Origin of the sequence: Ferruginibacter yonginensis (assembly GCF_042651465.1) — a bacterium.
Taxonomy (GTDB): domain Bacteria; phylum Bacteroidota; class Bacteroidia; order Chitinophagales; family Chitinophagaceae; genus Ferruginibacter; species Ferruginibacter yonginensis.
The window spans coordinates 1231782-1256908 of sequence record NZ_JBHSCZ010000001.1 but is presented as its reverse complement, the minus strand read 5'-3'; the positions used below and the strand labels follow the sequence as shown (position 1 = coordinate 1256908).

The 25127-nt window shown below is 36.1% G+C and carries 16 protein-coding genes; 13 read left to right on the top strand and 3 right to left on the bottom strand.

What is annotated here, in order from left to right; translation table 11 throughout:
* Nucleotides 1-44: 44 nt before the first annotated feature.
* The 5 genes from recG (at nucleotide 45) to ACFOWM_RS05445 (ending at nucleotide 9135) form a co-directional block, all read left to right on the top strand.
* Nucleotides 45-2165 (top strand): ATP-dependent DNA helicase RecG, encoded by a 2121-nt coding sequence (gene recG, locus ACFOWM_RS05465; RefSeq protein ID WP_379708261.1) that lies wholly within the window; start codon nucleotides 45-47, stop codon nucleotides 2163-2165.
* A gap of 101 nt (nucleotides 2166-2266) precedes the next feature.
* Nucleotides 2267-5890: a DUF7948 domain-containing protein gene (locus ACFOWM_RS05460; protein WP_379707670.1), complete on the top strand. Its 3624-nt coding sequence runs from the start codon at nucleotides 2267-2269 to the stop codon at nucleotides 5888-5890.
* Between the two features lie 12 nt (nucleotides 5891-5902).
* Nucleotides 5903-6931 (top strand): PorP/SprF family type IX secretion system membrane protein, encoded by a 1029-nt coding sequence (locus tag ACFOWM_RS05455; RefSeq protein ID WP_379707669.1) that lies wholly within the window; start codon nucleotides 5903-5905, stop codon nucleotides 6929-6931.
* Nucleotides 6932-7013: 82 nt separating this feature from the next.
* Nucleotides 7014-8435: an FAD-binding oxidoreductase gene (locus tag ACFOWM_RS05450; protein WP_379707668.1), complete on the top strand. Its 1422-nt coding sequence runs from the start codon at nucleotides 7014-7016 to the stop codon at nucleotides 8433-8435.
* Nucleotides 8436-8481: 46 nt separating this feature from the next.
* Complete coding sequence (locus ACFOWM_RS05445; protein ID WP_379707667.1) at nucleotides 8482-9135, top strand: hypothetical protein; 654 nt, start codon at nucleotides 8482-8484, stop codon at nucleotides 9133-9135.
* Here the strand turns inward: ACFOWM_RS05445 and ACFOWM_RS05440 are convergent.
* Nucleotides 9132-9668 carry an LOG family protein gene (locus ACFOWM_RS05440; RefSeq protein WP_379707666.1) on the bottom strand — a complete coding sequence of 179 codons (537 nt, stop codon included), beginning with the start codon at nucleotides 9666-9668 and terminating at the stop codon, nucleotides 9132-9134. The genes ACFOWM_RS05445 and ACFOWM_RS05440 overlap by 4 nt on opposite strands.
* A gap of 284 nt (nucleotides 9669-9952) precedes the next feature.
* On the opposite strand from ACFOWM_RS05440, the gene ACFOWM_RS05435 reads away from it, so the two are divergent.
* From ACFOWM_RS05435 to ACFOWM_RS05415, 5 genes are all read left to right on the top strand, one after another.
* Nucleotides 9953-11413, top strand: a complete 1461-nt coding sequence (locus ACFOWM_RS05435) for a sodium:solute symporter (RefSeq protein ID WP_379707665.1) — start codon at nucleotides 9953-9955, stop codon at nucleotides 11411-11413.
* Nucleotides 11413-12051 (top strand): O-methyltransferase, encoded by a 639-nt coding sequence (locus ACFOWM_RS05430; RefSeq protein ID WP_379707664.1) that lies wholly within the window; start codon nucleotides 11413-11415, stop codon nucleotides 12049-12051. The genes ACFOWM_RS05435 and ACFOWM_RS05430 overlap by 1 nt, the downstream gene beginning before the upstream one ends.
* A 1-nt stretch (nucleotide 12052) precedes the next feature.
* Nucleotides 12053-13039 carry a glucosaminidase domain-containing protein gene (locus tag ACFOWM_RS05425; RefSeq protein WP_379707663.1) on the top strand — a complete coding sequence of 329 codons (987 nt, stop codon included), beginning with the start codon at nucleotides 12053-12055 and terminating at the stop codon, nucleotides 13037-13039.
* Nucleotides 13040-13057: 18 nt separating this feature from the next.
* Nucleotides 13058-13597, top strand: a complete 540-nt coding sequence (gene hpt / locus ACFOWM_RS05420; RefSeq protein ID WP_379707662.1) for a hypoxanthine phosphoribosyltransferase — start codon at nucleotides 13058-13060, stop codon at nucleotides 13595-13597.
* Between the two features lie 176 nt (nucleotides 13598-13773).
* The gene (locus tag ACFOWM_RS05415; protein WP_379707661.1) at nucleotides 13774-15489 is read left to right on the top strand and encodes a vWA domain-containing protein; all 1716 of its coding nucleotides are present in this window, start codon (nucleotides 13774-13776) and stop codon (nucleotides 15487-15489) included.
* 52 nt (nucleotides 15490-15541) lie between these two features.
* On the opposite strand, the gene ACFOWM_RS05410 is transcribed toward ACFOWM_RS05415, so the two are convergent.
* Both ACFOWM_RS05410 and ACFOWM_RS05405 read right to left on the bottom strand, forming a co-directional pair.
* Nucleotides 15542-16297 carry a zinc ribbon domain-containing protein gene (locus tag ACFOWM_RS05410; protein WP_379707660.1) on the bottom strand — a complete coding sequence of 252 codons (756 nt, stop codon included), beginning with the start codon at nucleotides 16295-16297 and terminating at the stop codon, nucleotides 15542-15544.
* A 20-nt stretch (nucleotides 16298-16317) separates the two neighbouring features.
* Nucleotides 16318-17418, bottom strand: a complete 1101-nt coding sequence (locus ACFOWM_RS05405; protein WP_379707659.1) for a Nif3-like dinuclear metal center hexameric protein — start codon at nucleotides 17416-17418, stop codon at nucleotides 16318-16320.
* A gap of 89 nt (nucleotides 17419-17507) precedes the next feature.
* Here ACFOWM_RS05405 and ACFOWM_RS05400 point away from each other — a divergent pair, with 89 nt between their 5' ends.
* From ACFOWM_RS05400 to ACFOWM_RS05390, 3 genes are all read left to right on the top strand, one after another.
* On the top strand, nucleotides 17508-19004 hold the full coding sequence (locus ACFOWM_RS05400) for a carboxypeptidase M32 (protein ID WP_379707658.1): 1497 nt from the start codon (nucleotides 17508-17510) through the stop codon (nucleotides 19002-19004).
* Nucleotides 19005-19178: 174 nt separating this feature from the next.
* A complete protein-coding gene (locus ACFOWM_RS05395; protein ID WP_379707657.1) occupies nucleotides 19179-23987 on the top strand; it encodes a PKD domain-containing protein in 4809 nt (1602 codons plus the stop codon).
* Between the two features lie 96 nt (nucleotides 23988-24083).
* Entirely contained in the window at nucleotides 24084-25121 is a 1038-nt protein-coding gene (locus ACFOWM_RS05390) for a PorP/SprF family type IX secretion system membrane protein (RefSeq protein ID WP_379707656.1), read from the top strand.
* The last annotated feature ends 6 nt before the right edge of the window (nucleotides 25122-25127 follow it).

The following is a 25127-nucleotide window of genomic DNA, read 5'->3' as shown; positions in this document are numbered from 1 at the left end:
AATGCCTTGTTGTGGTTATAATCCGCAAACTAAGTACATAGTATATTTGTACTATTAACAGCAATAACAACATATTAAACACTCCTATTGAATACCTTACGGGCATATCTGCCCAAAGGGGAGAACTGTTGCGTAAAGAGTTGAACATTCACACGTTTCATGATTTGTTGCATCATTTTCCATTTAGGCATGTTGATAAAACCAAGGTAGATGCTATTGCGTCGCTTACGCCATCAAACGAGTACGCTTATGTGGCTGGTAAGTTATTGAGTGTTGACCTTGTAGGCGAAGGCCGCAGCAAAAGGTTAGTTGCCAAGTTAAAAGACAATACCGGGTTTATTGAGTTGGTGTGGTTTCAAGGTATAAGCTTTATTGAAAAAATGTTGGTGATTGGGCACCAATATTTGTTATTTGGCAAACTCGGTTTTTTTATGGGTAACCCTCAAATTGCCCACCCTGAAATAGAATTGTTTAGTGCCGAAAAAATGGCTGGTAAAGCCAGTTTAGAGCCCATTTATCCCTCAACAGAAAAATTAAAATCGAGGGGCTTGTCTGGTACACTATTAGCAAAATTTACCGCCGCTTTATTGTCTAAATTAAGTGTGCAAGATTTGCCTGAAAACCTACCAGCAAATTTATTGTCTACCTACAAATTAATGGGGCGTTACGATGCGTACCAGCAAATACATTTTCCTGTTTCAGAAAAACATTATCAGCATGCGTTACGCCGTTTAAAGTTTGATGAATTGTTTTTTGCACAGCTGCGTATGCAGCTAATAAAGTTAGAACGCAACCGTTTTAGCAGGGGGAATATATTTGATAAAGTAGGCGCTTATTTTAACACATTTTATAACAACCATTTACCTTTTACTTTAACCAACGCTCAAAAAAGAGTGTTGAAAGAAATTAGGAAAGATACGGGCAGCGGCAAGCAAATGAACCGCCTCTTACAAGGGGATGTTGGTAGTGGAAAAACCATGGTAGCACTGCTTTGTATGCTCATTGCAGCTGATAACAATTTTCAAAGTGTGTTAATGGCACCTACTGAAATTTTAGCAACACAGCATTACAATAGCATAGTGGAGATGTTGCAGGGTATGGATGTTAAAGTGGCCTTGCTAACAGGTTCTGTAAAAACAAAAAACCGCAGGCAAATTTTGCAAGATGCTGCTGATGGAACGCTGCATATTTTGATTGGTACACATGCTGTTATTGAAGATAAAGTTCAGTTTAAAAATATTGGCTTAGCTGTGGTTGATGAGCAACATAAATTTGGCGTTGCACAACGGGCACAGTTAAGAGAAAAAAATACCATTCCGCCGCATGTATTGGTAATGACGGCCACACCCATACCTAGAACATTGGCGCTAACCGCTTATGGTGATTTAGATTATAGTGTAATGGATGAATTACCTCCAGGAAGAAAGCCCATTGTTACAACGCATCGCAATGAAACGGCACGGCCTCAGGTAATGGATTTTATAAAAAGTGAAATAGCATTAGGGCGACAAGCTTACATCATCTACCCTTTAATAGAAGAAAGTAGTAAGCTCGATTATGAAAATTTGATGAAGGGGTACGAAGAAGTAAAATCATTTTTTCCTGAACCAAAGTATTGGATCAGTATGGTGCATGGCAAGCAACCGCCTGAGTTGAAAGAAACCAATATGCAACGCTTTGTAAGTGGCGATACACAAATAATGGTTAGCACCACTGTAATTGAAGTGGGCGTAAATGTGCCCAATGCATCCGTTATGGTGATTGAAAGTGCTGAAAAGTTTGGATTGTCGCAATTGCATCAGTTAAGAGGTAGGGTGGGCCGTGGCGCTGAAAAAAGTTATTGCGTTTTATTAACGGGTAGTAAACTCTCTAACGATGCCCGTGAGCGAATGGGTATAATGGTGGCTACGAATGATGGATTTAAAATTGCAGAGAAAGATTTAGAAATTAGGGGGCCAGGTGAAATTGAAGGTACCCGACAAAGTGGAGCAATTAATTTTAGATTGGCTAGTATTGTAAACGATAAAGCCATGCTTGAATTTGCAAGGGCCGCAGTAGAAGAACTGTTAACGGCAGATGCTGACATTGAAATGGAAGCTCACCAATGCATCAAGAATTTCCTCATATCGCAAAAAGGAAAAACAAAATGGAGTAAAATAGCCTAAAATTTGTAATGGAAAGTTAAAGATTGAGTCTTCATTGTAGAAACAAAAAACGAAGCGATGAGTGTTTACGTTTATTTAATTAAATTGAAAATAAAAATACGTTGATTACCATTTTAAAAAATTCCGTTGCATTTATTGTATGCACTTTATTGCTTTTGATCGGTAACGATGTAAAAGCACAACTCAATTTTGTTCAAAATAAAGGTCAGTGGGATAATAGCATTACCTACAAAACTGATTTTATCAATGGTTCATTTTCTTTACAAAATAAAGGGTTTAGTGTGTTGCTGCATAAAGAGGCAGATATGAATAGAATCACTGAGTTTACGCACCCTACTGCACAAAAAAATCCGAAAGTACCACAGCAAGATTCATTTACCATTCATTCATTTGTATACAACGTACGTTTTTTGGGCGCTTCTGATAAAGCTTTGTTACAGCCAGAAAAACCACAATCATCTTACAACAATTATTTTATTGGCAATGATCCTTCCAAATGGGCATCAAATTGTAAAATATACAATGCCATTACCTACCAAAACATTTATCCTAATATAGATGTAAGGTATTACACCGCTGGTGATGCTTTAAAATATGATTTTATTGTTCGCCCCGGAGGTAACCCTGCTTTAATCGCTTTAAGGTATGATGGTGTTACTGGTTTACAAATAAAAAATAAAGCGCTCATAATAACTACACCAGTTGGTGATGTTACTGAAATGGCGCCTTACTCATATCAAGCGACCACTGCCGGCTCAAAAGATGTAGCTACTAAATATGTGTTGAGGGATAATGTAGTTACTTTTAAAGTAGATGATTATGACCCTTCTGCGACGCTTATTATTGATCCTCAATTAATATTTTCATCACTCACCGGTAGTACTGTTGATAACTGGGGTTACACTGCAACGCCTGGTCCTGATGGTAGCTTTTATGCAGGTGGTATTGCATTTGGTACTGGGTATCCTACATCGCCTGGGGCTTATCAAACTACCTTTAATGGAGGTTCACCCGAAGGTGATTTTGGTGGGGTTGATATGGCTATTTTTAAATTTTCACCCAACGGACAAAGTAGGCTTTATGCAACTTATTTAGGGGGTAATGGTAATGAACAGCCACATAGTATGATTACCGATGCGGCTGGTAATTTAGTTATTGCTGGCAGAAGTAATTCGGCTAATTATCCAAGAAGAACAGCGATACCAGCTACAGGCGCCAATTACGATATAGTAGTAACGAAGCTCAATGCAGCAGGCAATGCTTTAATTGGTTCTGTAAAAATGGGTGGCTCAGCTGATGATGGTGTTAATATTCGTCCTAAATATTTAGGCGCTTTAGGTGCTCAAAGTTTACGACAAAACTATGGCGATGATGCAAGGAGTGAAGTTATTTTAGATGCTGCTAATAATGTTATTTTAGCGTCATGTACACAATCAACCAACTTTCCGGTGTTTGTGCCTGCACAAGCAACGGCAAGGGGTGCACAAGATGGGGTTATTTTAAAATTTGCAGCTGATTTAAATAGCATTATATTTTCTACTTATTTTGGCGGAACCGGTAACGATGCTTGTTTTGTAGCAGCCGTTAGTCCTACAACAGGTAATATTTTTATTGGTGGCGCTACAGAAAGTACCAACCTTAATGGCAGTACTGGTGGTACTATTGGTACAACAGCCCAAGGTGGTATTGATGGTTTTGTAACTGTATTACCTCCTAATGGTGGAACTTTTTTAAGAACAACTTATTTGGGTACCAATGCCGATGATTTGGTGTATGGTTTAAAAATAGATAGGGCAGGTTTCCCTTATGTAATGGGTACTACAAAAGGTAATTGGCCGGTACTTAATGCAGCTTATAGTGTACCAGGTGCCAAGCAATTTATTTCAAAATTACAGCCTGATTTGTCCAATTATGTATACTCAACCATTTTTGGAAAAAATGCGCCGTCACCAAGCATTTCACCAATTGCTTTTTTAGTAGATAGGTGTGAAAATGTGTATGTATCTGGCTGGGGTGGTGGTATCAATAATAACCAAAATTATCAAACAGGCAATACAGCCAACTTGCCAGAAATTGATCCATTACCGAATATTCCGCAAGCTGATGGAGCTGATTTTTACTTATTTGTATTACGTAAAGATGCACAAAACCAATTGTTTGGTTCGCATTTTGGTCAGTTTGGTGGCTTAGGTGATCATGTGGATGGTGGTACTAGTCGGTTTGATGCAAACGGTATTATTTATCAAGCGCTTTGTGCCAACTGCGGTGGCAGGGTTTCTACACCACCCGTTACTTTTCCAACAACGCCTGGTGCATGGGCTAGGTTAAATGGCAGCAGTGCTTGTAATGAAGCGGCAGTAAAAATCGATATGAACTTTTCAGGGGTTGGTGCACAAATTCAATCAGAAGCAAATGGCATTGTAAATGATACCATTGGGTGTGTGCCTTTTGCAGTAAATTTTCAAGATTTGATACGTAAAGGAGTTACTTACTATTGGAACTTTAATAGTTCGGCAAACCCTACAGGTGTTGATCAAACCACCACTGTACCACAAACATCTTTTACATTTAATACACCAGGAACCTTTGTAGTACGATTAATTGCAGAAGATTTAAATACTTGTAATCTTAGAGATACATCTTACATCACCATTAACGCTGGTACTAATAGGGTTATACCTAGTTTTACCAAACGTAAGCTTGATCCTTGTACGAGCAGCACCTATGAGTTCACCAATACGAGTACTTCAACAGCAGGTTCATCATTTACGGGTCAATCATTTGTGTGGGATTATGGTGATGGTTCACCCAAAGATACCGCAGGCTTAACACCTGTGCGTACACATGTGTATCCGGGTCCGGGTACCTATATTGTAAAATTATTTGTAATTGATCCTCGTTTTTGTAATGCGCCTGATTCACTTCTTGATACTTTAAGAATTAATCCATTAGTAGATGCTCGTCCATCAGCACCTGCATTGGGTTGTGCTCCTTTTACAGCGCCATTTAGCAATAATTCTTTAGGTGGTTTATCATGGCAGTGGGATTTCGGCGACCCTGCATCAGGTGCGGCAAACTCCTCTACAGCATTTGCCCCTACGCATGTATATCAAAATGTAGGTACCTATCGTTATCGCTTAATTGCGTTTGATTCTACTACATGTAATAAAGTAGATACCTCTGAATTCTTTGAGATTAAAATAGTTCCAAAACCGCAAGCATTGGCTAGTTGGGGACCTAACCCACCGCAAGTGAACGTGCCAGTAAGCTTTAGTAATTTTTCAACAGCTGCTGATACTTATTTGTGGATTTTTGGTGATGGTGAAACCTCTACAGCCTTTGCCCCAAAACATGAGTACAATTCAACAGGGTTTTTTGATGCAAAACTTGTTGCTTTTAGTGTGGCAGGTTGTAGCGATACGTTTAATTTAAGGGTAGAAACGTTAATCAATCCATTATTAGATGTACCCAATGCCTTTACACCTGGCAGGTTTGGCGAAAATGCAGTGGTAACTGTAAGAGGTTTTGGTATCGGTAAAATGTTATGGCGTATTTATAATCGTTGGGGTCAATTAATATTTGAATCAACTAGTAAAAAGCAAGGTTGGGATGGAACTTACAAAGGCAAGTTGCAACCCAATGATGTGTATACTTATACGTTAGATGCAGAATTGACAGATGGTAGAAAAGTGAGGAAAACAGGTGATATTACTTTGTTACGTTAAAAATTTTTAGAGATGAGGTTATTGAAAAACATACTTAAATTAACTGGCGCTATTGCACTGTTGTGTAGTATTGATGTGGCTTACGGACAAGATATTCATTTTTCTCAATATTATAATTCGCCCCTCACAACAAACCCTGCAAACACGGGCTTTATCCCTGATGCTGATTATAGGTTGGGGGTTAATTATCGAAATCAATTTAGTAGTATTTTAAATGCGCCCTATAAAACTATGAGTGCTTGGGCCGATGCTCAATTGTTTAGAGATAAACTAGAAAATGGTTGGTTAGGTGTTGGTGGTGTAATTTTAAGTGATAAAGCTGGTAGTGGTAGTTTGCGATCAGATAAATTTTATGGTTCAGTGGCTTATCACCAAATGTTAGGGCTAAGTAGTTTATTGAGTGCTGGGTTTAATTTAGGCTATGCTTCAAAACGAGTTGATCCTACCAACCTTAAATTTCCTGACCAATTCAATGGTAATTTCTTTGATGGCACATTGCCAACCACTGTAGCTTTTACAAACATTAATGTTGATTACTTTGATTTGCAAGCAGGTGTTAACTATGCTTACTTTCCACAAGAAGATATTTACATTAACGCTGGGTATTCTATAATGCACGTTAATAAACCAAGAGAAACTTTTTTTGGCGATAATACAGATGCTGGTCGTATTCCTATTCGCCATATTGGTTTTTTGAACGGTATTTTTAAAGTGAACCCAAGGGTTATAATTAGGCCCAATGTTTATTTCACAACGCAAGCAAAAGCAGTGGAGTTAAGCGGCGGTATTAATGCTAATTATAATTTAGCAGAGTATGGCGAAAGTCAACTCATATTTGGTTTGTATTATCGTAATAAAGATGCTGTAATACCAACTGCCGGTTTCGAAACAAAAAATATTAGCTTCACATTTAGTTACGATGCTACTGTATCAACACTGCGTAGTTTCAATAATTACAGAGGTGCTTTTGAATTTAGTATTATTAAAAAAGGCTTTTACCCTGGTAATGTTGATAGGCAAACCCTTTGTCCTCGATTTTAATACCATGCTATTAACATTTTACGCATAACTTTTCTTTGTGCGATTGCTATTTATTTGCAACTTTGAAATAAATAAAATTTACATGTCTATAGCAACTACTGAGCTATCTATTTTTCAACAAAATGTGGCGGCGTTTAAAGCAATTGTGGGAGAGTCGTTTGTGTTTACTGATCATGAAACTTTAGATGTATTTGCTAAAGATGAAACAGAAAATCTTTATTTTTTACCTGACATCGTTATTAAGCCACGTACAGCCGAAGAAATAAGCGCTGTAATGAAAATTTGTAACCAACACAAAATACCTGTTACGCCAAGGGGTGCTGGTACGGGTTTAAGTGGGGGCGCTTTACCTCATTTTGGTGGGGTGTTGTTGTCATTTGAACGTATGAACAACATTATTGAAATTGATGAACGCAATTTACAAGTTACCGTAGAGCCAGGTGTTATTACTGAAGTATTGCAAAATGCTGTAAAGGAAAAAGGATTGTTTTATCCACCCGACCCAAGTAGTAAAGGCAGCTGTTTTATTGGGGGAAATATTGCTGAAAATAGTGGTGGCCCTAAAGCAGTAAAATACGGTGTGGTAAAAGATTATGTGTTGAATTTAGAAGTAGTGTTACCAACAGGTGACATTATTTGGACAGGTGCCAATGTGCTTAAAAATGCCACAGGTTATAATCTTACACAGCTAATGGTAGGTAGTGAAGGCACTTTAGGTATTGTAACTAAAATTGTGTTGAAACTGATACCGCATCCGCAATACGATTTGTTGATGTTAGTACCCTTCAACGATTTAGAAAAAGCAGGTGCAGCAGTAAGTGCTATTTTTAGAGCAGGTTTTACACCGAGTGCTTTGGAGTTGGTTGAGGTAGATGCACTACGAATTGTGAGTAAATATATTGACAATACTACCATACCAATTGGCGATGATGTGGCAGCACATTTAATTATTGAGGTTGATGGTAATGATATTGAAGTATTAATGAAAGAAATGGAAGCCATTGGAACAGTTTTAATGGACTTTGACTGTGGTGAAATATATTTTGCTGATGATGCACAACAAAAAGCAGCGTTATGGAAATTACGTCGCCGTGTTGCTGAAGCTGTTAAAATTGATGGGTATACTATTGAGGAAGATACTGTTGTGCCGAGGGCTGCATTACCTGCGCTTATTAAAGGTGTAAAAGCTTTGCGTACCCAGTATAATTTTGATGTGGTTTGTTATGGCCATGCAGGTGACGGTAATTTACATGTACGTATTAAAAAGCCCGGTAGTATTTACAGTTTAAATAACCCCGATGTAATACCAGCTTTAAAAGCATTGTTCGAATTGGTGAAGTCATTAGGTGGTACCATTAGTGGCGAACATGGTATTGGATTAATACAAAAAGAATATATACCCATCGTTTTTGATGACATTACTTTGCATATAATGAGGGGTATTAAAAAAGTATTTGACCCAAACAATATTTTAAATAGCGGAAAAATTTTTGATGCTCACTAAACTAAACCCTCATTTCAACATCTAACCATATCTCAAAAAAGTATTTATGAAAAAAGCATTGTTAGCAATATTATTTATAAGTTTCTCATTGGCCACCGTCACTGCACAATCGAGTAAAGATGATGATGACGAAGTATCAACAAAGGGGTTTGATAAATCAAAATTATTTGCTGGGGGTACAGTCGCATTAGGATTTGGTTCGGGTAGTTTTAATGTAGGTGTAGGGCCATACTTTGGTTATAGTTTAAATAAATACCTTGATGTGGCCGTATCGTTGAATTATAATTATGTATCGTATAGAGATTTTGCTGAGTTAGGCGATAAGTTGCGCCAATCAGTAATTGGTCCCGGTGCTTTTATAAGAGTATACCCAGTTAAATTTTTATTTGCACATGCACAGTACGAACAAAATTTTTTAACATCAAAATATATACCTGCTAATAATGGTAATTTTTTACCGTCTAAAGAAACAAGAAGTGTTGGTAGTTTTTTGGTGGGGCCTGGTTTTGCCAACGGTCGTTATGAAGATGGTAAGTCATTTTACTATTTTTCGGTGTTATTTGATGTAGCTAAAAATGCAAATTCACCTTATGTAGATCAACTTGGAAGATTAACACCAATTATTAGAGCAGGAATTAATGTTGCACTGTTTGAATACAGTGATAGAGGTCGTAAGAATAGGCGAAGAGAACGTTTTTAAAAATACTGTCTTAAATCATCGGGGTGGTTAATAATGGTTAATTGCTCAATTGGGTGTGTATATAAAAAGCCATCATCATACATTTTGGTTACATGTGCCATTAAATGATCATAAAAACCAGCAGTATTTAAAATGAATATTTTTTTGCTGTGTATGTTCAATTGGTTCCAAGTGAGCATTTCAAATACTTCATCTAACGTGCCATAGCCACCCGGTAAAATAATAGCAGCATCACATTTTTCGTATAACATTTTTTTACGGCTGTGCATACCATCTACTACAAAAGTTTCTGAAAGGGCACCATGTAAATGTTCTCTATCTTTCAGTAATTCAGGTATAATGCCTGTTACTACACCATTGTTTGCTAAGGCTGCATTGGCTACAGCGCCCATTAACCCCTTGTTACCACCTCCATAAATTACACGTATGTTTTTTTCGGCTAGTAGTTGTCCTAATGCTATGGTATGTGCTTCATATAAAGGATTGTTGCCCACCTTGCTACCACAAAAAACGGCTATTGCTTTATAACTCATGTGCTTTTTTAATTATTATGCAAAGACACAAAGATTTTGCCTATTTTCATGCCTTTGATACATTAATTTTATTTGAATAAACAATATTGCATTTGTGATTCAACAAAAGTTGAATAAAGTACTATGTTGCATGGCTCACCGATAGCAGTGGAAAGCCCGGAATGCATGGGCTATGTAAGTGCCCTGCATGAGGACTTGCAACGAATAGCGGTAACAAATGTTGATACGTATGCAATGGTTAATGAGCCCCTACAAAAATTAAAATTTAGAAAAGTTTAAATTATATGTCGCCTATTATTTTGTTATTATTTGTTGCTGGCTATTTTTTATTATTGCTTGGTGTGGCTTGGTACACTAGCAGAAATAGTAACAACGATTCGTTTTTTATTGGTAATAAAAATTCGAACTGGATGCTCGTGGCTTTCGGTATGATAGGCACATCATTATCGGGTGTTACGTTTGTAAGTGTGCCTGGTGGTGTGGGTAAAGAAGCTTTTGCCTACTTTCAAATTGCCATTGGTTATTTAATTGGGTATGTAGTGGTAGCTTACGTATTGCTGCCACTGTATTATAAATTGAACCTCACTTCTATTTATAATTATTTGCATGGGAGGTTAGGTTTTCAATCGTATAAAACTGGGGCATCGTTTTTTATTTTAAGCAGAACTTTAGGTGCAACGGCTCGTTTGTATTTGGTGGTAAAAATTTTGCAAGATGCTATATTGGCTGAGTTACATGTGCCGTTTTGGGTAACTACGCTTATTATTTTATTGATGATTTTAATTTACACCTACGAAGGTGGCGTAAAAACAATTGTGTTTACAGATACGCTACAAACATCGTTTATGTTGACTGGACTAGTAGTGTGTGTTGTATATATTTTGTATGCTATGAATATGAATGTAGGAGAGGCTTGGCAAGCAATGGGTGAAAAGGGGTACTCAAAAATATTTTTCACAGAACCAGCTAGTAAATTATTTTTTGTGAAACAAATTTTAGCTGGTGCATTTATTACGATTACAATGACGGGTATGGATCAAGAAATGATGCAGAAAACCATATCAGTAAAGCGTTTGAAAGATTCGCAGAAGAATATAATTACACTATCCATCATTTTAGTTTCGGTATTAGTATTGTTTTTATTTTTAGGAGGCTTGTTGCATTTGTATGGAGCACAGCAAGGCATAACCGTTACTGGTGATAAATTGTTTCCGGAAATTGCGTTACACCACATGCCATCATTTGTATCTATCATTTTTATTATTGCATTGATATCAGCTTTGTTTCCGAGTGCTGATGGAGCTATTACTGCACTAACCTCATCAATATGTATTGATATAATTGGTATGCAACGAAATACAAGCATGACTGATGCCGCTAAAAAGAAATTAAGGCAGCAAGTGCATTTAGGCGTTGCAGGGTTGTTTTTATTATTTGTGTTGGTATTCTATAAAATAAACAACCCAAGTATGATTGGGGTAATTTTAAAAGTTGCTGCATACACTTACGGTCCGTTATTGGGGTTATTTACTTTTGGTATTTTAACCAAACGAACAGTAAATGATACCATAGTACCAATTATTTGTATAGCGGCCCCTATTATATGTTTTGTAATTGATACCTACCAAAAAGTATTGTTAGGCGATGTGCAAATTGGTTCAGAATTATTGTTGCTCAATGGCTTTATTACATTTGCAGGGTTATACATCATTTCAAAAAAAGCAGCACCTCAAAATATTGCATAATGGATATTGTAGCCCCACAAGCGGAAGCGTATATTGAAAAATATACCACGGCACCCGATGCTTTGTTACAACAAATTTTAAAAGATACCTATGCCAATCACCCTCATGCACATATGGTAAGTGGGGCTGTGCAAGGCACATTTTTACAACTTATTAGTAAAATGGCACAGCCTTTTAAAGTGCTTGAAATAGGCACTTTTACTGGTTTTAGCGCCTTGTGTTTGGCTACAGGGTTGCAGCCAAACGGCTTGTTACATACTATTGAATTAAGAGCAGCAGATGCACATACCGCACAACAATATTTTAGTCAATCACCCTACAAGCAACAAATTAAATTGCATGTGGGTAATGCCAAAGAAATTATACCTACGTTACAAGAAACCTGGGATTTGGTTTTTATTGATGCCGACAAACTGAGTTATATTGATTATTACGAATTAACTTTGCCTTATATAAAACAGGGAGGATTTTTGTTAGTGGACAATGTATTGTTTCACGGACAAGTGTTGGACGAAAATATAACGGGAAAAAATGCAAAAGCAATTGATGCATTTAACCAACATGTGGCCCTTGATGAAAGAACGGAACAAGTAATTGTTTCCATAAGAGATGGTATTACTTTAATAAGAAAGAAATAGTATGTACAAATTTTTGTTGATTATAAGTTTTATTGCATTTGGTGTTACTGCGGCGGCTCAAAAAATTACACCTGAGGAATATATTGCTATGTATAAAGATGCCGCCATAGCTGAAATGCAACGAGTGGGTATACCAGCATCTGTTACATTAGCACAGGGTATTTTAGAAACAGAAAGTGGTAATAGTGACTTAGTAAAAAAATCAAATAACCACTTTGGCATTAAATGTAAAAGCACCTGGAAAGGTGAAAGCGTAACACATACTGATGATGCACCTGATGAATGTTTTAGAAAATACCCTACAGCATTAGATAGCTATAAAGATCATAGCGATTATTTACGCAATACACCAAGGTATGCTGATTTATTTAAGTTAGCGCCAGGCGATTATAAAGGCTGGGCTTATGGTTTACGAAAGGCAGGTTATGCTACCAACCCTAAGTATCCACAAATTGTAATTAGTAATATTGAAAAATATAATTTACAACAGTATGATCAATTAGGTACTGTTACAGATGTTGCTGTAAATACCAAACCAATTGTTACTGAGCAAAAAGCGGTAGTTGAAATGGTTGAACCCGTTGTATCTACAAGCAATATTAAACCGGTAACCTTGCCTACCAGCACTACACCTGTTGATTTAGGCAATACTAAAGTTAATGGTTTGAAAGTGGTTTTTGCAACAAAAGGCATGTCACTATTGGCTATTGCAACTGCTGCAAATATTGATTTGCAAAAGCTATTAGATTATAATGATTTGATGAACGATGGTTTATTAAAAGCCGATCAACTGATTTACCTTGAACGTAAAGCAAAACAAGGAAATAGAGATTTTTATACTGTATTACAAAATGAACGTTTGTACGATGCTGCTCAAAACAACGGCGTACAATTAAAAATGATAGCGCAATACAATGGTCTTAACGAAAATGATATGATTAAAAAAGGAACAAAAATTAAATTGAGGCCATCATCAATATCAAATTAACATCTTATAAAAAAGTACATGTCAATTATACAAGTCAACGATAAAAAATTTGCTCCTTATTTAACTGCAGCACAAATAGATGAACAAGTTAAACGGTTGGGTGCTGAAATTAATAAAGATTATGAAGGTAAAAAACCTTTGTTTATAGCCATTTTAAATGGCTCATTTATGTTTGCTTCTGACCTGTTTAAGGAGCTTACTATTGATGCTGAAATTTGTTTTATAAAATTGGCCAGCTACAAAGGCACTAAAAGTACTGGGCAAGTCATCACTTCTATTGGTTTAGATGCTACTTTAACAGATAGGCACGTAATCATCATTGAAGATATTGTTGACACTGGCAAAACATTGTATGAGTTTTTACCGCAGTTAGCCAATCAACAACCTACATCATTAAAAATTGTGGCTTTACTACATAAGCCAGAAGCATTAGCACACCCTGTAACAATTGATTATTTAGGGTTTAATGTGCCTGATAAATTTTTATTAGGTTATGGTTTAGATTATGATGGCTTGGCCAGAAATCTTAAAGAAATTTACACGTTGGTTGATGGATAGTAGAATTGTTGTTAATACACTAAAAAAATAATTTGCTTATATTAGTACTACGTTACACCGAATACAATGTTTTTGTAAAGCATACGTTTTAATTAATAAGCCATAGTTACTCAGTGTAATTAACCGGTAAAACCATAACTAACATCTTGAAAAAGCAAATAATATATTGCTTACTCATGCTTGCTGCAATTACAGTTCAGGCCCAGTATGTATATAAGGGAACAGTTTATAACAGCAAAAAATTACCGTTACAGCAAGTTAAAATAACAATAAAATCAAATAGCAGTACGGCTTACACCAACGTGTTAGGCATGTTTGAAATGGTATCGAAAAATACAATTGATACTATAGATGTTGTATTAGCTGGTTTTGAAAAGCAAACTTTACTTATAACAGCCCAACAGCCTTTAATAATTATTTTAAAAAATGATGGTGCAACAGTGGCTATCAATAAGCCCAAGCTTATTTCATTTACTAAAAATGCGGAACGTAATACAAGGTACAATCCATACGTAAGTGATGAAACCTATTTTAAACTCATTGAAAACGAGTTTGTAAAAGCACAACAATTTCCACACACAAGTTTTTCATTGAATGTAAACAAGGCATCGTACAGCAATGTGAGGCGTTTTATTAATGGTAATAGTATGGTGCCACCCGATGCTGTTCGTATAGAAGAGCTCATTAATTATTTCAATATTGGGTACCAACAACCTTCAAAAAATGAAGTGTTTAAAGTAATGCATCAGGTAGTTGATTGCCCATGGAATAACCAAAACAAATTATTGTGCCTTAATATTAGTGCTCAAAAAATTAATATTGATACGTTACCTCCTAGTAACATCGTTTTTTTAATTGATGTTTCTGGAAGCATGGATATGCCCAATAGGTTACCGTTGTTGAAAGAAGCATTTCAGCTGTTTGTAAAAAATATGCGACCGGTTGATAAAGTTTCCATTGTAACGTATGGTGGGGTAGTAGGCACTTGGTTAGCACCCACATTTGGTAGCGAACAACAATACATTATTGATGCAATCGAAAAGCTGCAAGCTGCTGGTGATACCCCCGGTGAGGCTGCTATAGTAGCTGCTTATAAATTGGCGTCAGACAATTTTATACCGGGTGGTAACAACCGGGTTATTATTGCTACAGATGGTGATTTTAATGTAGGACAAACCTCAGAAAAAGCCCTTGATGCATTAATAACAAAACAACGCCAAACAGGCATTTATTTAACTTGTTTAGGTGTTGGAATGGGTAATTTAAAAGATTCAAAGCTGCAAACATTGGCAAAAAGAGGTAATGGTAATTATGCTTATTTAGATAATTTGCAAGAAGCTGAAAAAGTATTGGTGCATGAAATTACTGAAACCATGTATGCAGTAGCAGATGATGCTTTTATCAATATTGAATTTAATGCTGATGCTGTTCAGCAATATAAACTTATAGGGTTCGATAATAAAAGGGAAGCCATACAAGATGCCACAAGTGATGTAGATGGTGGCGAAATTGGCAGTGGTAGCAGCACTTTTGCCATATTTGAAATTATCCCCAATAGTAACGATTCCCTTCTTAACATGGCCACTTTGCAATTAAAGTATCATGATGTAAAGGATGCTACACAACAATACAAAATGGTTAATTACAGTATTACTAGTAAAACCCAAAACGAGTATTTTAAAGATGCCCAGTTGGCTGCCGCCATTGCATTATTTGGTTTAAAGCTAAAATTATCACCCTTTGTAAAACATATTAGTTGGCAACAAGTGAAAGCAATAACACAAGCTGCTATTGATCATCAAAATTATTTACAAACAGCATTTTTAGCACTAGTGGAACAAGCTGTAAATATTTATGAACCTAAAAAAAAGAAAAAGAAAAATTTGTTTTAAATAAAAAGAGGTTGCTAAAGCAACCTCTTGAATGTGTAGTTTTAAGATTAATTTATTTTACTTCAATACCGTCGTTCAACTCTGCATCAACTAAAATACGACCACAGTTTTCGCAAACCATTACTTTTTTACGTAATTTAATTTCACTTTGTTTTTGTGGAGGTATTGCATGGAAACATCCACCACAGCTATCTCTTTCAACAGCCACTACAGATAAACCATTGCGGTAGTTTTTGCGAATACGATCGTAGCTTAATAACAATCTTTCTTCAACTTGTAAACGAGCAGCTGCAGCTTCTTTGTTATAGTGTGTTTCTTCTTTCTCAGTTTCTGCAATAATTTTTTCTAATTCGCCTTTTTTGCCACTTAAATTAGCTTCTTTAGTAGCTACTGCTTTTTTAGCAGCTTCTAATTGTTTTGCTTTTTCTGCAATTTCAATATTAGCATCTTTAATGTGCTTTTCACATAATTTTTCTTCGAGTTGTTGCATTTCAATTTCTTTATTGATTGCTTCAAACTCACGGCTATTTTTTACGTTTTCGCTTTGCTTTTCGTACTTTTTAATTAAAGCTTGTGCTTCAACAATTGCAGCTTTGCGTTGCTCAATAAACTCAGTAATGCCATTAATTTCTTCTTCAACCCTTGTTTGGCGTGCATGTAACCCTTCAATTTCGTCTTCAAGATCTTTTACTTCCATTGGTAATTCGCCTTTTAGTACCTGAATTTCATCCAGTTTACTATCAATTTTTTGCAAACGTACCAGTGAAATCAACTTTTCTTCTACTGAAAATTCTTTAGTTGCTGCCATTTTATGCCTTTTTTTAATTTTTATGGAACGAAATATTGAACAGGGTTAGTGTTCACACCCGTTTTAAGGAGTGCAAAGTTAAGGAATTTATTACTCAAAAGTTCAAATAGTAGTTCTATTGTAAACTGTTCACTTTCATAGTGGCCAATATCTACCAATAAGAGTTGATTATCAGCATCAAAAAATTCGTGGTATTTAAGGTCAGCTGTAATATATACATCTGCACCTACCGCTTTTGCTTGTGCAATTAAAAAGCTACCTGCGCCGCCACATAGGGCAATTTTTTGTATTGGTTTACCAGTTTTTTGTGTGTGCTTTATGCAATGTGGGTTAAATTGTTGGCCTAACAATGCTAATAAAGTTGTTTCAGTGATAGCAGTAGTTAATTGCCCTACTAAACCACTACCAATTTGCTGATAGGTGTTTTGCAGCGTATAAATTTCGTATGCAACTTCTTCGTAAGGGTGATTTTGTACCATAGCAGTAACAATGTTGGCTTGTTGCCAGCTTTCAAATACCACTTCTAGCTTTACTTCTTCAGCAGTATACCTTTCACCTATAGTACCAATGTACGGGTTAGTGTTATCACCAGGTTTAAAGCTACCTATACCAGTACTTGTAAAACTACATTCACTGTAGTGACCAATATTACCAGCGCCTGCTTTAAATAAGGCTTCTTGTAAAGTTGATACATGGGTTTGTGGTACAAACACAACTAGTTTTTGTAAAATAGCATTTTTGGGCAGTAGCACTTGCGTATTGGTTAAACCAAGTTTTGCTGCAATTGCAGCATTAACGCCCTGTAATACGTTATCTAAATTGGTATGTATAGCATACAAAGCAATATTGTGTTGTATGGCTTTTATTACAATACGTTCAACATAGTTTTTACCATTAAGTTTTTTTAACCCAGTAAAAACAATGGGGTGGTGGGCAATAATTAAATTGTATTGATGAGCAATCGCTTCATCTAACACAGCTTCAGTAACATCTAAACAAACAACTGCACCGCTACATTGTTGCTGGGCATTGCCTACTATTAAGCCAGCATTATCATAACTCTCTTGCAATGAGGTTGGCGCAATGGTTTCTAAAAATGCAACAATATCTTTAATGATCATAGTTATGCTTTAAAGCCTCAATTTAATGTAGTTTGATAATATATTTTCATTCAATTTGTTAGGTACGTTTTTGATGATTACTTTTAAATATGAATCAATTTAGCTATCAACAATACGTTACGGAACTTCAAAAAATTGGCGATATAAAATATGCTGGAGCGGTGCTGCAATGGGATCAAGAAACTTATTTGCCACCAAAAGGAAATGATGCAAGGGGTAGACAAATAGCAACATTAACCGAATGGGCACACCAACAATTTACCAGCGAAGCAATGGGGCATTTGTTACAACATTTAAAAAATGATGTTACTTTAAATGCACAGCAACAACGAAACGTTGCATTGAGTTTTGAAGATTATGAACGTAGTAAAAAATTGCCATCGCACTTTGTTCGCAACGTGAGTGAAGCTGTAAACAAAAGTTTTCATGCATGGATAAAAGCTCGTAAACACAACGATTTCAACGTTTTTGAAGCACCACTGCAAACCATCATCAACCTTAAAAAAGAAGAAGCACAACTTATTGGGTATGATAAACATCCTTACGATGCTTTAATGAGCGAATTTGATAGAAGTCTTACTACCACTATTGTTGATGCCTTATTTGCAGATTTGCAACCACAAATCACACATTTGTTGCAGCAGATACAAAAAAAGCCAACGCCTAATACCGATTTTTTACACCAGCATTTTGAAAAAGATAAGCAATGGCAACTAGGTATTGATATTTTAAAGGCCATGCATTTTGATTTTGAAGCAGGTAGGCAAGATATAAGCGAACACCCTTTTACTACCAATTTTAGTAGCAATGATGTAAGGGTTACCACTCGTATTGATGAACATGAATTTAGTAACATGTTATGGAGTTGCATACATGAAGGAGGCCATGCATTGTATGAACAAGGTTTACCCGAAAATCAATACGGACTGCCTTTAGGTGAATATTGTAGCTTAAGTATTCATGAAAGCCAAAGTAGGTTGTGGGAAAACAATATTGGTAGAAGTTTAGCATTTTGGCAACATCATTTTGAACAAGTAAAAAAGGTATTTCCAACACAATTTAATGATGTAAATGTGTACGAGTTTTATAAAGCCATTAATAAAGTAGCACCTTCATTTATACGTACCGAGGCAGATGAATTAACGTACCATTTTCATGTGATGATACGCTACGAAATAGAAAAATTGTTGATTGAAGGCACCATGCAGGCAAAAGATATTCCTAGTTATTGGAATGAGTTGTATCAAAAATATTTAGGTATTACAGTTACCGATGATGTGCATGGCTGTTTGCAAGATGTACATTGGAGCCATGGTAGCTTTGGTTACTTTGCAACCTATAGTGTAGGCAGTTTATATGCTGCTCAACTTTTTCATACCATTCAACAGCAACATCCCACAATAGAAAATAGTATTGCAAATGGAACTACAAATGCAATTTGGGAGTGGTTACAAAAAAACATTTACCCATATGGAAGGTTTTATACATCAGCAGAATTATGTAAACAAGCAACAGGGTCGTTTTTAAACAGTAAATATTTCATCGATTATGCATCAAAAAAATACGGAACACTTTACGAATTTTAATACTTTGTTGGTCATAAAGTAGTTATAAAAATCATGGTTTTGTAAGAATTTTTCTAAAAAATAGCTTTTTTATAGAATTTTAAACATTTTACACAATTTTTTTCAAAGTTTTAAGTTATTGGTTTAAGCCGGGTTGCGGCATCCAACCATCCAAACAAACTTAAAATTAATCCAATGGGCGCCAATTCGCTCTTAAAGTATATATACTTAACAGTATTGTGTACTTTTATAGTTATTGTAACCAACGCACAATTAGTGCCTCAGTTTACAGCCACACCTGTGTCAGGTTGTGCTCCTTTGGTAGTAAACTTCACTGACCAGTCAACAGGCGGTGCAACCCAATGGCAGTGGAATTTAGGTAATAGCACAATTTCTAACTTACAAAACCCTTCAACAACCTATTTTACCCCGGGTACTTACACTGTAAAATTGGTGATTACCAATGCTGCAGGTACAAAAGATTCAATTACAAAAGTTCAATATATAACCGTTAACGCTGCACCAACGGTGGCTTTTACAGCAACGCCGCTTACGGGTTGTTTTCCTTTAAATGTTCAATTTACTGATGGTAGTACACCTGGAAGTGGCTCTATTAGTAGTTGGTTTTGGGATTTTGGCGATGGTAATACCTCTACCCAACAAAACCCTTCACATATTTATACAGCAGCAGGTAGTTTTAATGTGTCACTAATAATAACAAATTCAACAGGTTGTTCAAAAACACTCACAAAGGCAAATTATATTGTAACCAATACCGGAATTACAGCTGCCTTTACCAATAGTACCCCTACGGGTTGCTCATTACCCGAAACCATTATATTTCAAAACCAATCAACTGGTACAGGAGTATTGAGCTATCAATGGAATTTTGGCGATGGGGGAACATCTACATCGGCTAACCCTTCGCATACTTACACAACAGCTGGTAGTTTTACAGTACAACTCATTGTGACGAATAGCACCGGTTGTAGAGATACCATCATTAAAAATAATTTATTAAGTGTTGGTACAGTACATGCAGATTTTACAACACCAGCAACAATTTGTGTAGGTGATCCAATCACATTTACCAACACTTCAACACCTAACCCTTCTAGTGTTAGTTGGACATTTGGTGATGCTACAACATCAACTCAAATAAATCCAATAAAAATATATACCACACCAGGTACTTATAATGTTACCTTGGTTAGCAACTTTGGAGGCTGTTCTGATAATATAACGCATTCTGTAACAGTGCTACCCAAACCAACCGCTTCATTTGTAGCAAATACAACTAGTTCTTGTTCTGCACCATTAACAGTGTCATTTAATAATACCAGTACAAGTAATGTAACTAACCAATGGTTATTTGGTGATGGTGGTACATCTACATTAACAAGCCCAACACACACTTATACTACTTTTGGTAGCTATACTGTTACATTAATAACTACCAATAGTAACGGTTGTAGCGATACTTTGGTGAAAACAAATTATATCAATATTGCACCTATTGTTGCATCTATAAATAATTTACCGCAACAAGGCTGTGCCCCATTAAGTGTAACTTTTGCTGGAAGTATTAATAGTACAGATCCAATAGCATCTTACCAATGGGATTTTGGCGATGGTACCACATCAAACCAAACCAACCCTACCCATGTTTTTTCTGCAGGTAGTTACAACATACAATTAATTGTTACAACTACAAATGGTTGTATTGATACTGTAATTGTAAACAATGGCGTTATAGCTACTATTAAACCAATCGCTAATTTTGACGCAACCCCACGAATTTCATGTGCCAACTTGCCAATTAGTTTTCAAAACTTAAGTACCAATACTTTACCTACAACCACGTGGCAATGGTTTTTTGGAGATGGAGCACAATCTAATGTGCAAAACCCTAACCATGAATATAGCGATACCGGTTATTTCAATGTAACATTAGTTGTATCAAATAACGGATGTAATGATACTTTGGTGCTCAACAATTTTGTGTATATTAAAGCACCCATTGCTAATTTTTCATTCCAAACAAATTGCGTAAATAAGTATACTCGAACATTTAGGGATTTATCAATAGGTGCGGATGAATGGAATTGGAATTTTGGAGATGGCATTACATCTACTTTACAAGAACCTACACACACTTATGCTGCTGTGGGTACTTACACAGTTACATTATTTGTAAAAAATTATACAACCGGTTGCGACTATACCAAAGTATATAATGTTTTAATTGCTGATGAAGTGGCACAGTTTACCGCTGTTTCACCCATTACTTGTAAAAACATACCGGTTACTTTTAATGCAACATCACAACAAGCGCAACCGTCAATTGCTACCTATAGTTGGGATTTTGGTGATGGTACAACAGCATTTGGAGGTCCTAGCGTTAACCATGCATATACAACACCAGGTAATTACAGTGTTCGTTTAATTATCACTGACGGCAATGGTTGTGCTGATACACTCGTTCGCCCAAATTACATCAGAGTAAATGGTCCAACTGCAGCTTTTGTACCATCATCAGTAGGAAGTTGCTTGCAAAGTAGCATCAGTTTTACTGACCAATCAATAACAGATGGTGTAAATGCAATTACACATTGGTATTGGAACTATGGTGACAATATTTTTGATACTTTAACGGCACCTCCATTTCAACATGCTTATAATGCTCCAGGTATTTACCCTGTTAGTTTAATTGTTAAAGATGCGGCAGGTTGTTTGGATAGTATTATCAAATTGAATTTATTGACAATATCGCAACCACAAGCAAGTTTTTCAAGTATTGATACAGTATCTTGTCCTAACAAACCCGTTCACTTTTTAAACCAAAGTACTGGTCCAGGATTGACATTTGTGTGGCATTTTGGAGATGGTAATACGAGTACGCAAATTGAGCCAACACATCAATACGCAGCAGATGGCAACTATACTATACAATTAGATATTACAGATCAGTATGGTTGTACTTCACAACAAATTAGAAACCAGTACATCAAAATAAATACGCCTTTTGCTAACTATGCAGTGAGTGATTCTGTAAGTACTTGTCCGCCTTTAGTGGTGCAATTCACCAACACATCTACCAATTATGATACCTATGTTTGGGATTTTGGTGATGGTAGTACATCGCAAGTAGCCAATCCATCGCATTTGTATAATACGCCTGGTACTTATTTTTCAAAATTAACCATTACAAGTCCGGGTGGTTGTGTAACATCAAAAACTAGGCGAATTGTAGTAAGAGGTCCACAAGGTAATTTCACTTATACTGCATTAACTGGTTGTAGTCCACTTGTCGTTAATTTTACTGCAACCACACAAGATAGATTATCTTTTATTTGGGATTTTAATGATGGTAATACAATTGCCACAACTGATTCTATGTTGTCGCATACCTATGCAACACCAGGTATATATATTCCAAAAATGATTTTAAAAGATGCTGCTGGTTGTACTGTTCCTATACAAGGTATAGACACAATTAAGGTATTTGGCGTACAGGCATTGTTTACGGTTGATACTACATTGAGATGTAACAGCGGTTCTATTCAATTTACAAATGCATCTATAAGTAATGATAATATTATAGGGTATACTTGGAACTTTGGTGATGGTACTACCTCAACAGATATAAATCCAACACATTTTTATGCTACTACTGGAACCTATACACCAACTTTAACAGCTAATACAACATTAGGTTGTAACAATACAGTTGCTGCAACAGTACCTATTAAAGTTGTAAAAACCCCAGAGTTGAGTTTTACGCAACCAAACAACGGTTGTATGCCACTCACTGCAAGTTTTAATGCAACATTGGTAAATGCTGATACATCAGTTGTTACCTATCAGTATGAAACGAGTAATGGTTTGCAAGGGAACACTCCTAATTTTTCAACAACATTTAATAACAGTGGCATATATACGGCAACTATGTATGCTACCAATAGCAGCGGTTGTAAAGATACTGCCACCGTATCAGTTGAAGCTTTTGCTAAACCAACAGTAGTGGCAGTAAATGATATCACCATTTGCCAAGGTACTGGTCAACCTATATCAGCAACGGGTGCAGCTACTTACACTTGGTCGCCATCAATTGGGCTAAACTGTACCAATTGTGCCACACCAATTGCTACGCCAGATTCTGTAAGAGAGTATACCGTAACAGGTTATTCAGCACAAGGTTGTAGTAATACGGATGTTATAAAAGTTTCAGTAAAATATCCGTTTCAAATGCAAAGAGGAAGTGGCGATACTTTGTGTAAAGGGCAGTCAGCACTTTTAAATGTTTCTGGCGCTGCTAGTTATATCTGGAGCCCATCAACAGGTTTAAATAATACCACAAGTGCAACAGTTACTGCAACACCAAGTACAACTACAAACTACATGGTTGTAGGTACTGATGATAAAAATTGTTTTAAGGATACAGCTTATTTCCCTGTAAAAGTATATCCAATACCAACAGTTACGGCTGGTGCTGATAAAACCATTAATGTAGGACAAACCATTACACTAACTCCAACCATTTCAAACGATGTAACCAATGTTGTTTGGACACCAAGTTTAGGCGTAGTGAGTAATGTATACCCTTCAATAAACATAAGGCCAACTACTGATATGCAGTATAAAGTAACCGTTTCAAATGCTGGTGGGTGTACGGCCAACGCTACAGTTAATATTATAGTACTTTGTAACGGTGCAAATGTATTTATACCAAATACTTTCTCCCCTAATGGTGATGGAGCTAACGAAGTTTTTTACCCACGTGGTACCGGTTTATTTACCATTAAACAAGCAAGAATTTTTGACCGTTGGGGGCAAGAGGTTTTCTCACGTTATAGCTTTGCTGCAAATGATGCTAGTAAAGGTTGGGACGGTACGTATAAAGGCAAAAAATTAGGTAGCGATGTTTATGTGTACGTATTTGAAATTCAATGTGAAAACAATACTACCATGATGTATAAAGGCAATATTGCTTTGATACTATAATTGTTAATAAATAGTTGCTTTTTTATAAAACAATTTTATAAAAAACACGTTTAATATAAAACCAATATCCAAATCAATAATTTCACAATTATTAGTATGAAGCCATTTTTACAAAAATATTTACTTGTTACTATGCTTGCATTGAGCATGGCAACTTTAGTAAGGGCGCAGGATATACATTTCTCTCAAATTTTTGAAACGCCTTTATTACGTAACCCTGCTTTGGCTGGCTTATTTTCTGGCGATGTAAGGGTGCAAACAGTGTATCGTTCACAATGGAACAGCGTTACAAATGCTTACCATACAGGCTCAGTAAATGCTGAGTTTAAAATAGGTGTAGGCGAAACAGATGATTATGTAACATTGGGCGGACAAGTGTTGTACGATAAAGCCGGTACGGTTGATTTAACATCTACACAAATACTACCTGTGTTAAATTACCACAAATCACTCAGTGCTGAAAAAAATACCTATTTATCAATGGCTTTAATGGCTGGTTGGGTACAACGCAGTATTGATAGAAGTAAAATAACTACCAATAGTCAATTTAATGGAACAGCTTATGTGCCAGGCTCGGCAACTGGTGAAACTTTCACCAAAAATGGATACGGTTATTTTGATGGTACTGCTGGTGTTAGTTTAAACACTCAGTTAGGCGATAATGTAGATGATAATTTGTACATAGGTTTAGCTTATCATCACTTTAATAAATCAAAAAAGGCATCTTTTTATACTGATTATAATATTGAAGCTCGACCAAAATGGGTAGCATCAGCTGGTATTCGTATGAGTACAAATGATTACAGTTACGTTACTTTTCAGGGCGATTATTCAAAACAAGGGGTAAGTACTGAAATTATTGGGGGGCTCATTTATACCCAAAAGTTAGATGACCCAGATAACCCCAAATTTTTAATTCATGGTGGTGCCTACATGCGATTAAAAGATGCTATTATACCGGTGGTAAAGGTAGAAACAAGGCCTATTTCCATTGCAGTAAGTTATGATGTAAATATATCAGGTTTAAAGAGGGTGAGTACCGGTAGAGGTGGTTTTGAGTTATCGTTAACCTATCAAAAGTTTTTAGATAAATTTAGAAGTAGCCTCAATGCTACCAAATGCCCTAAGTTTTAATAACGG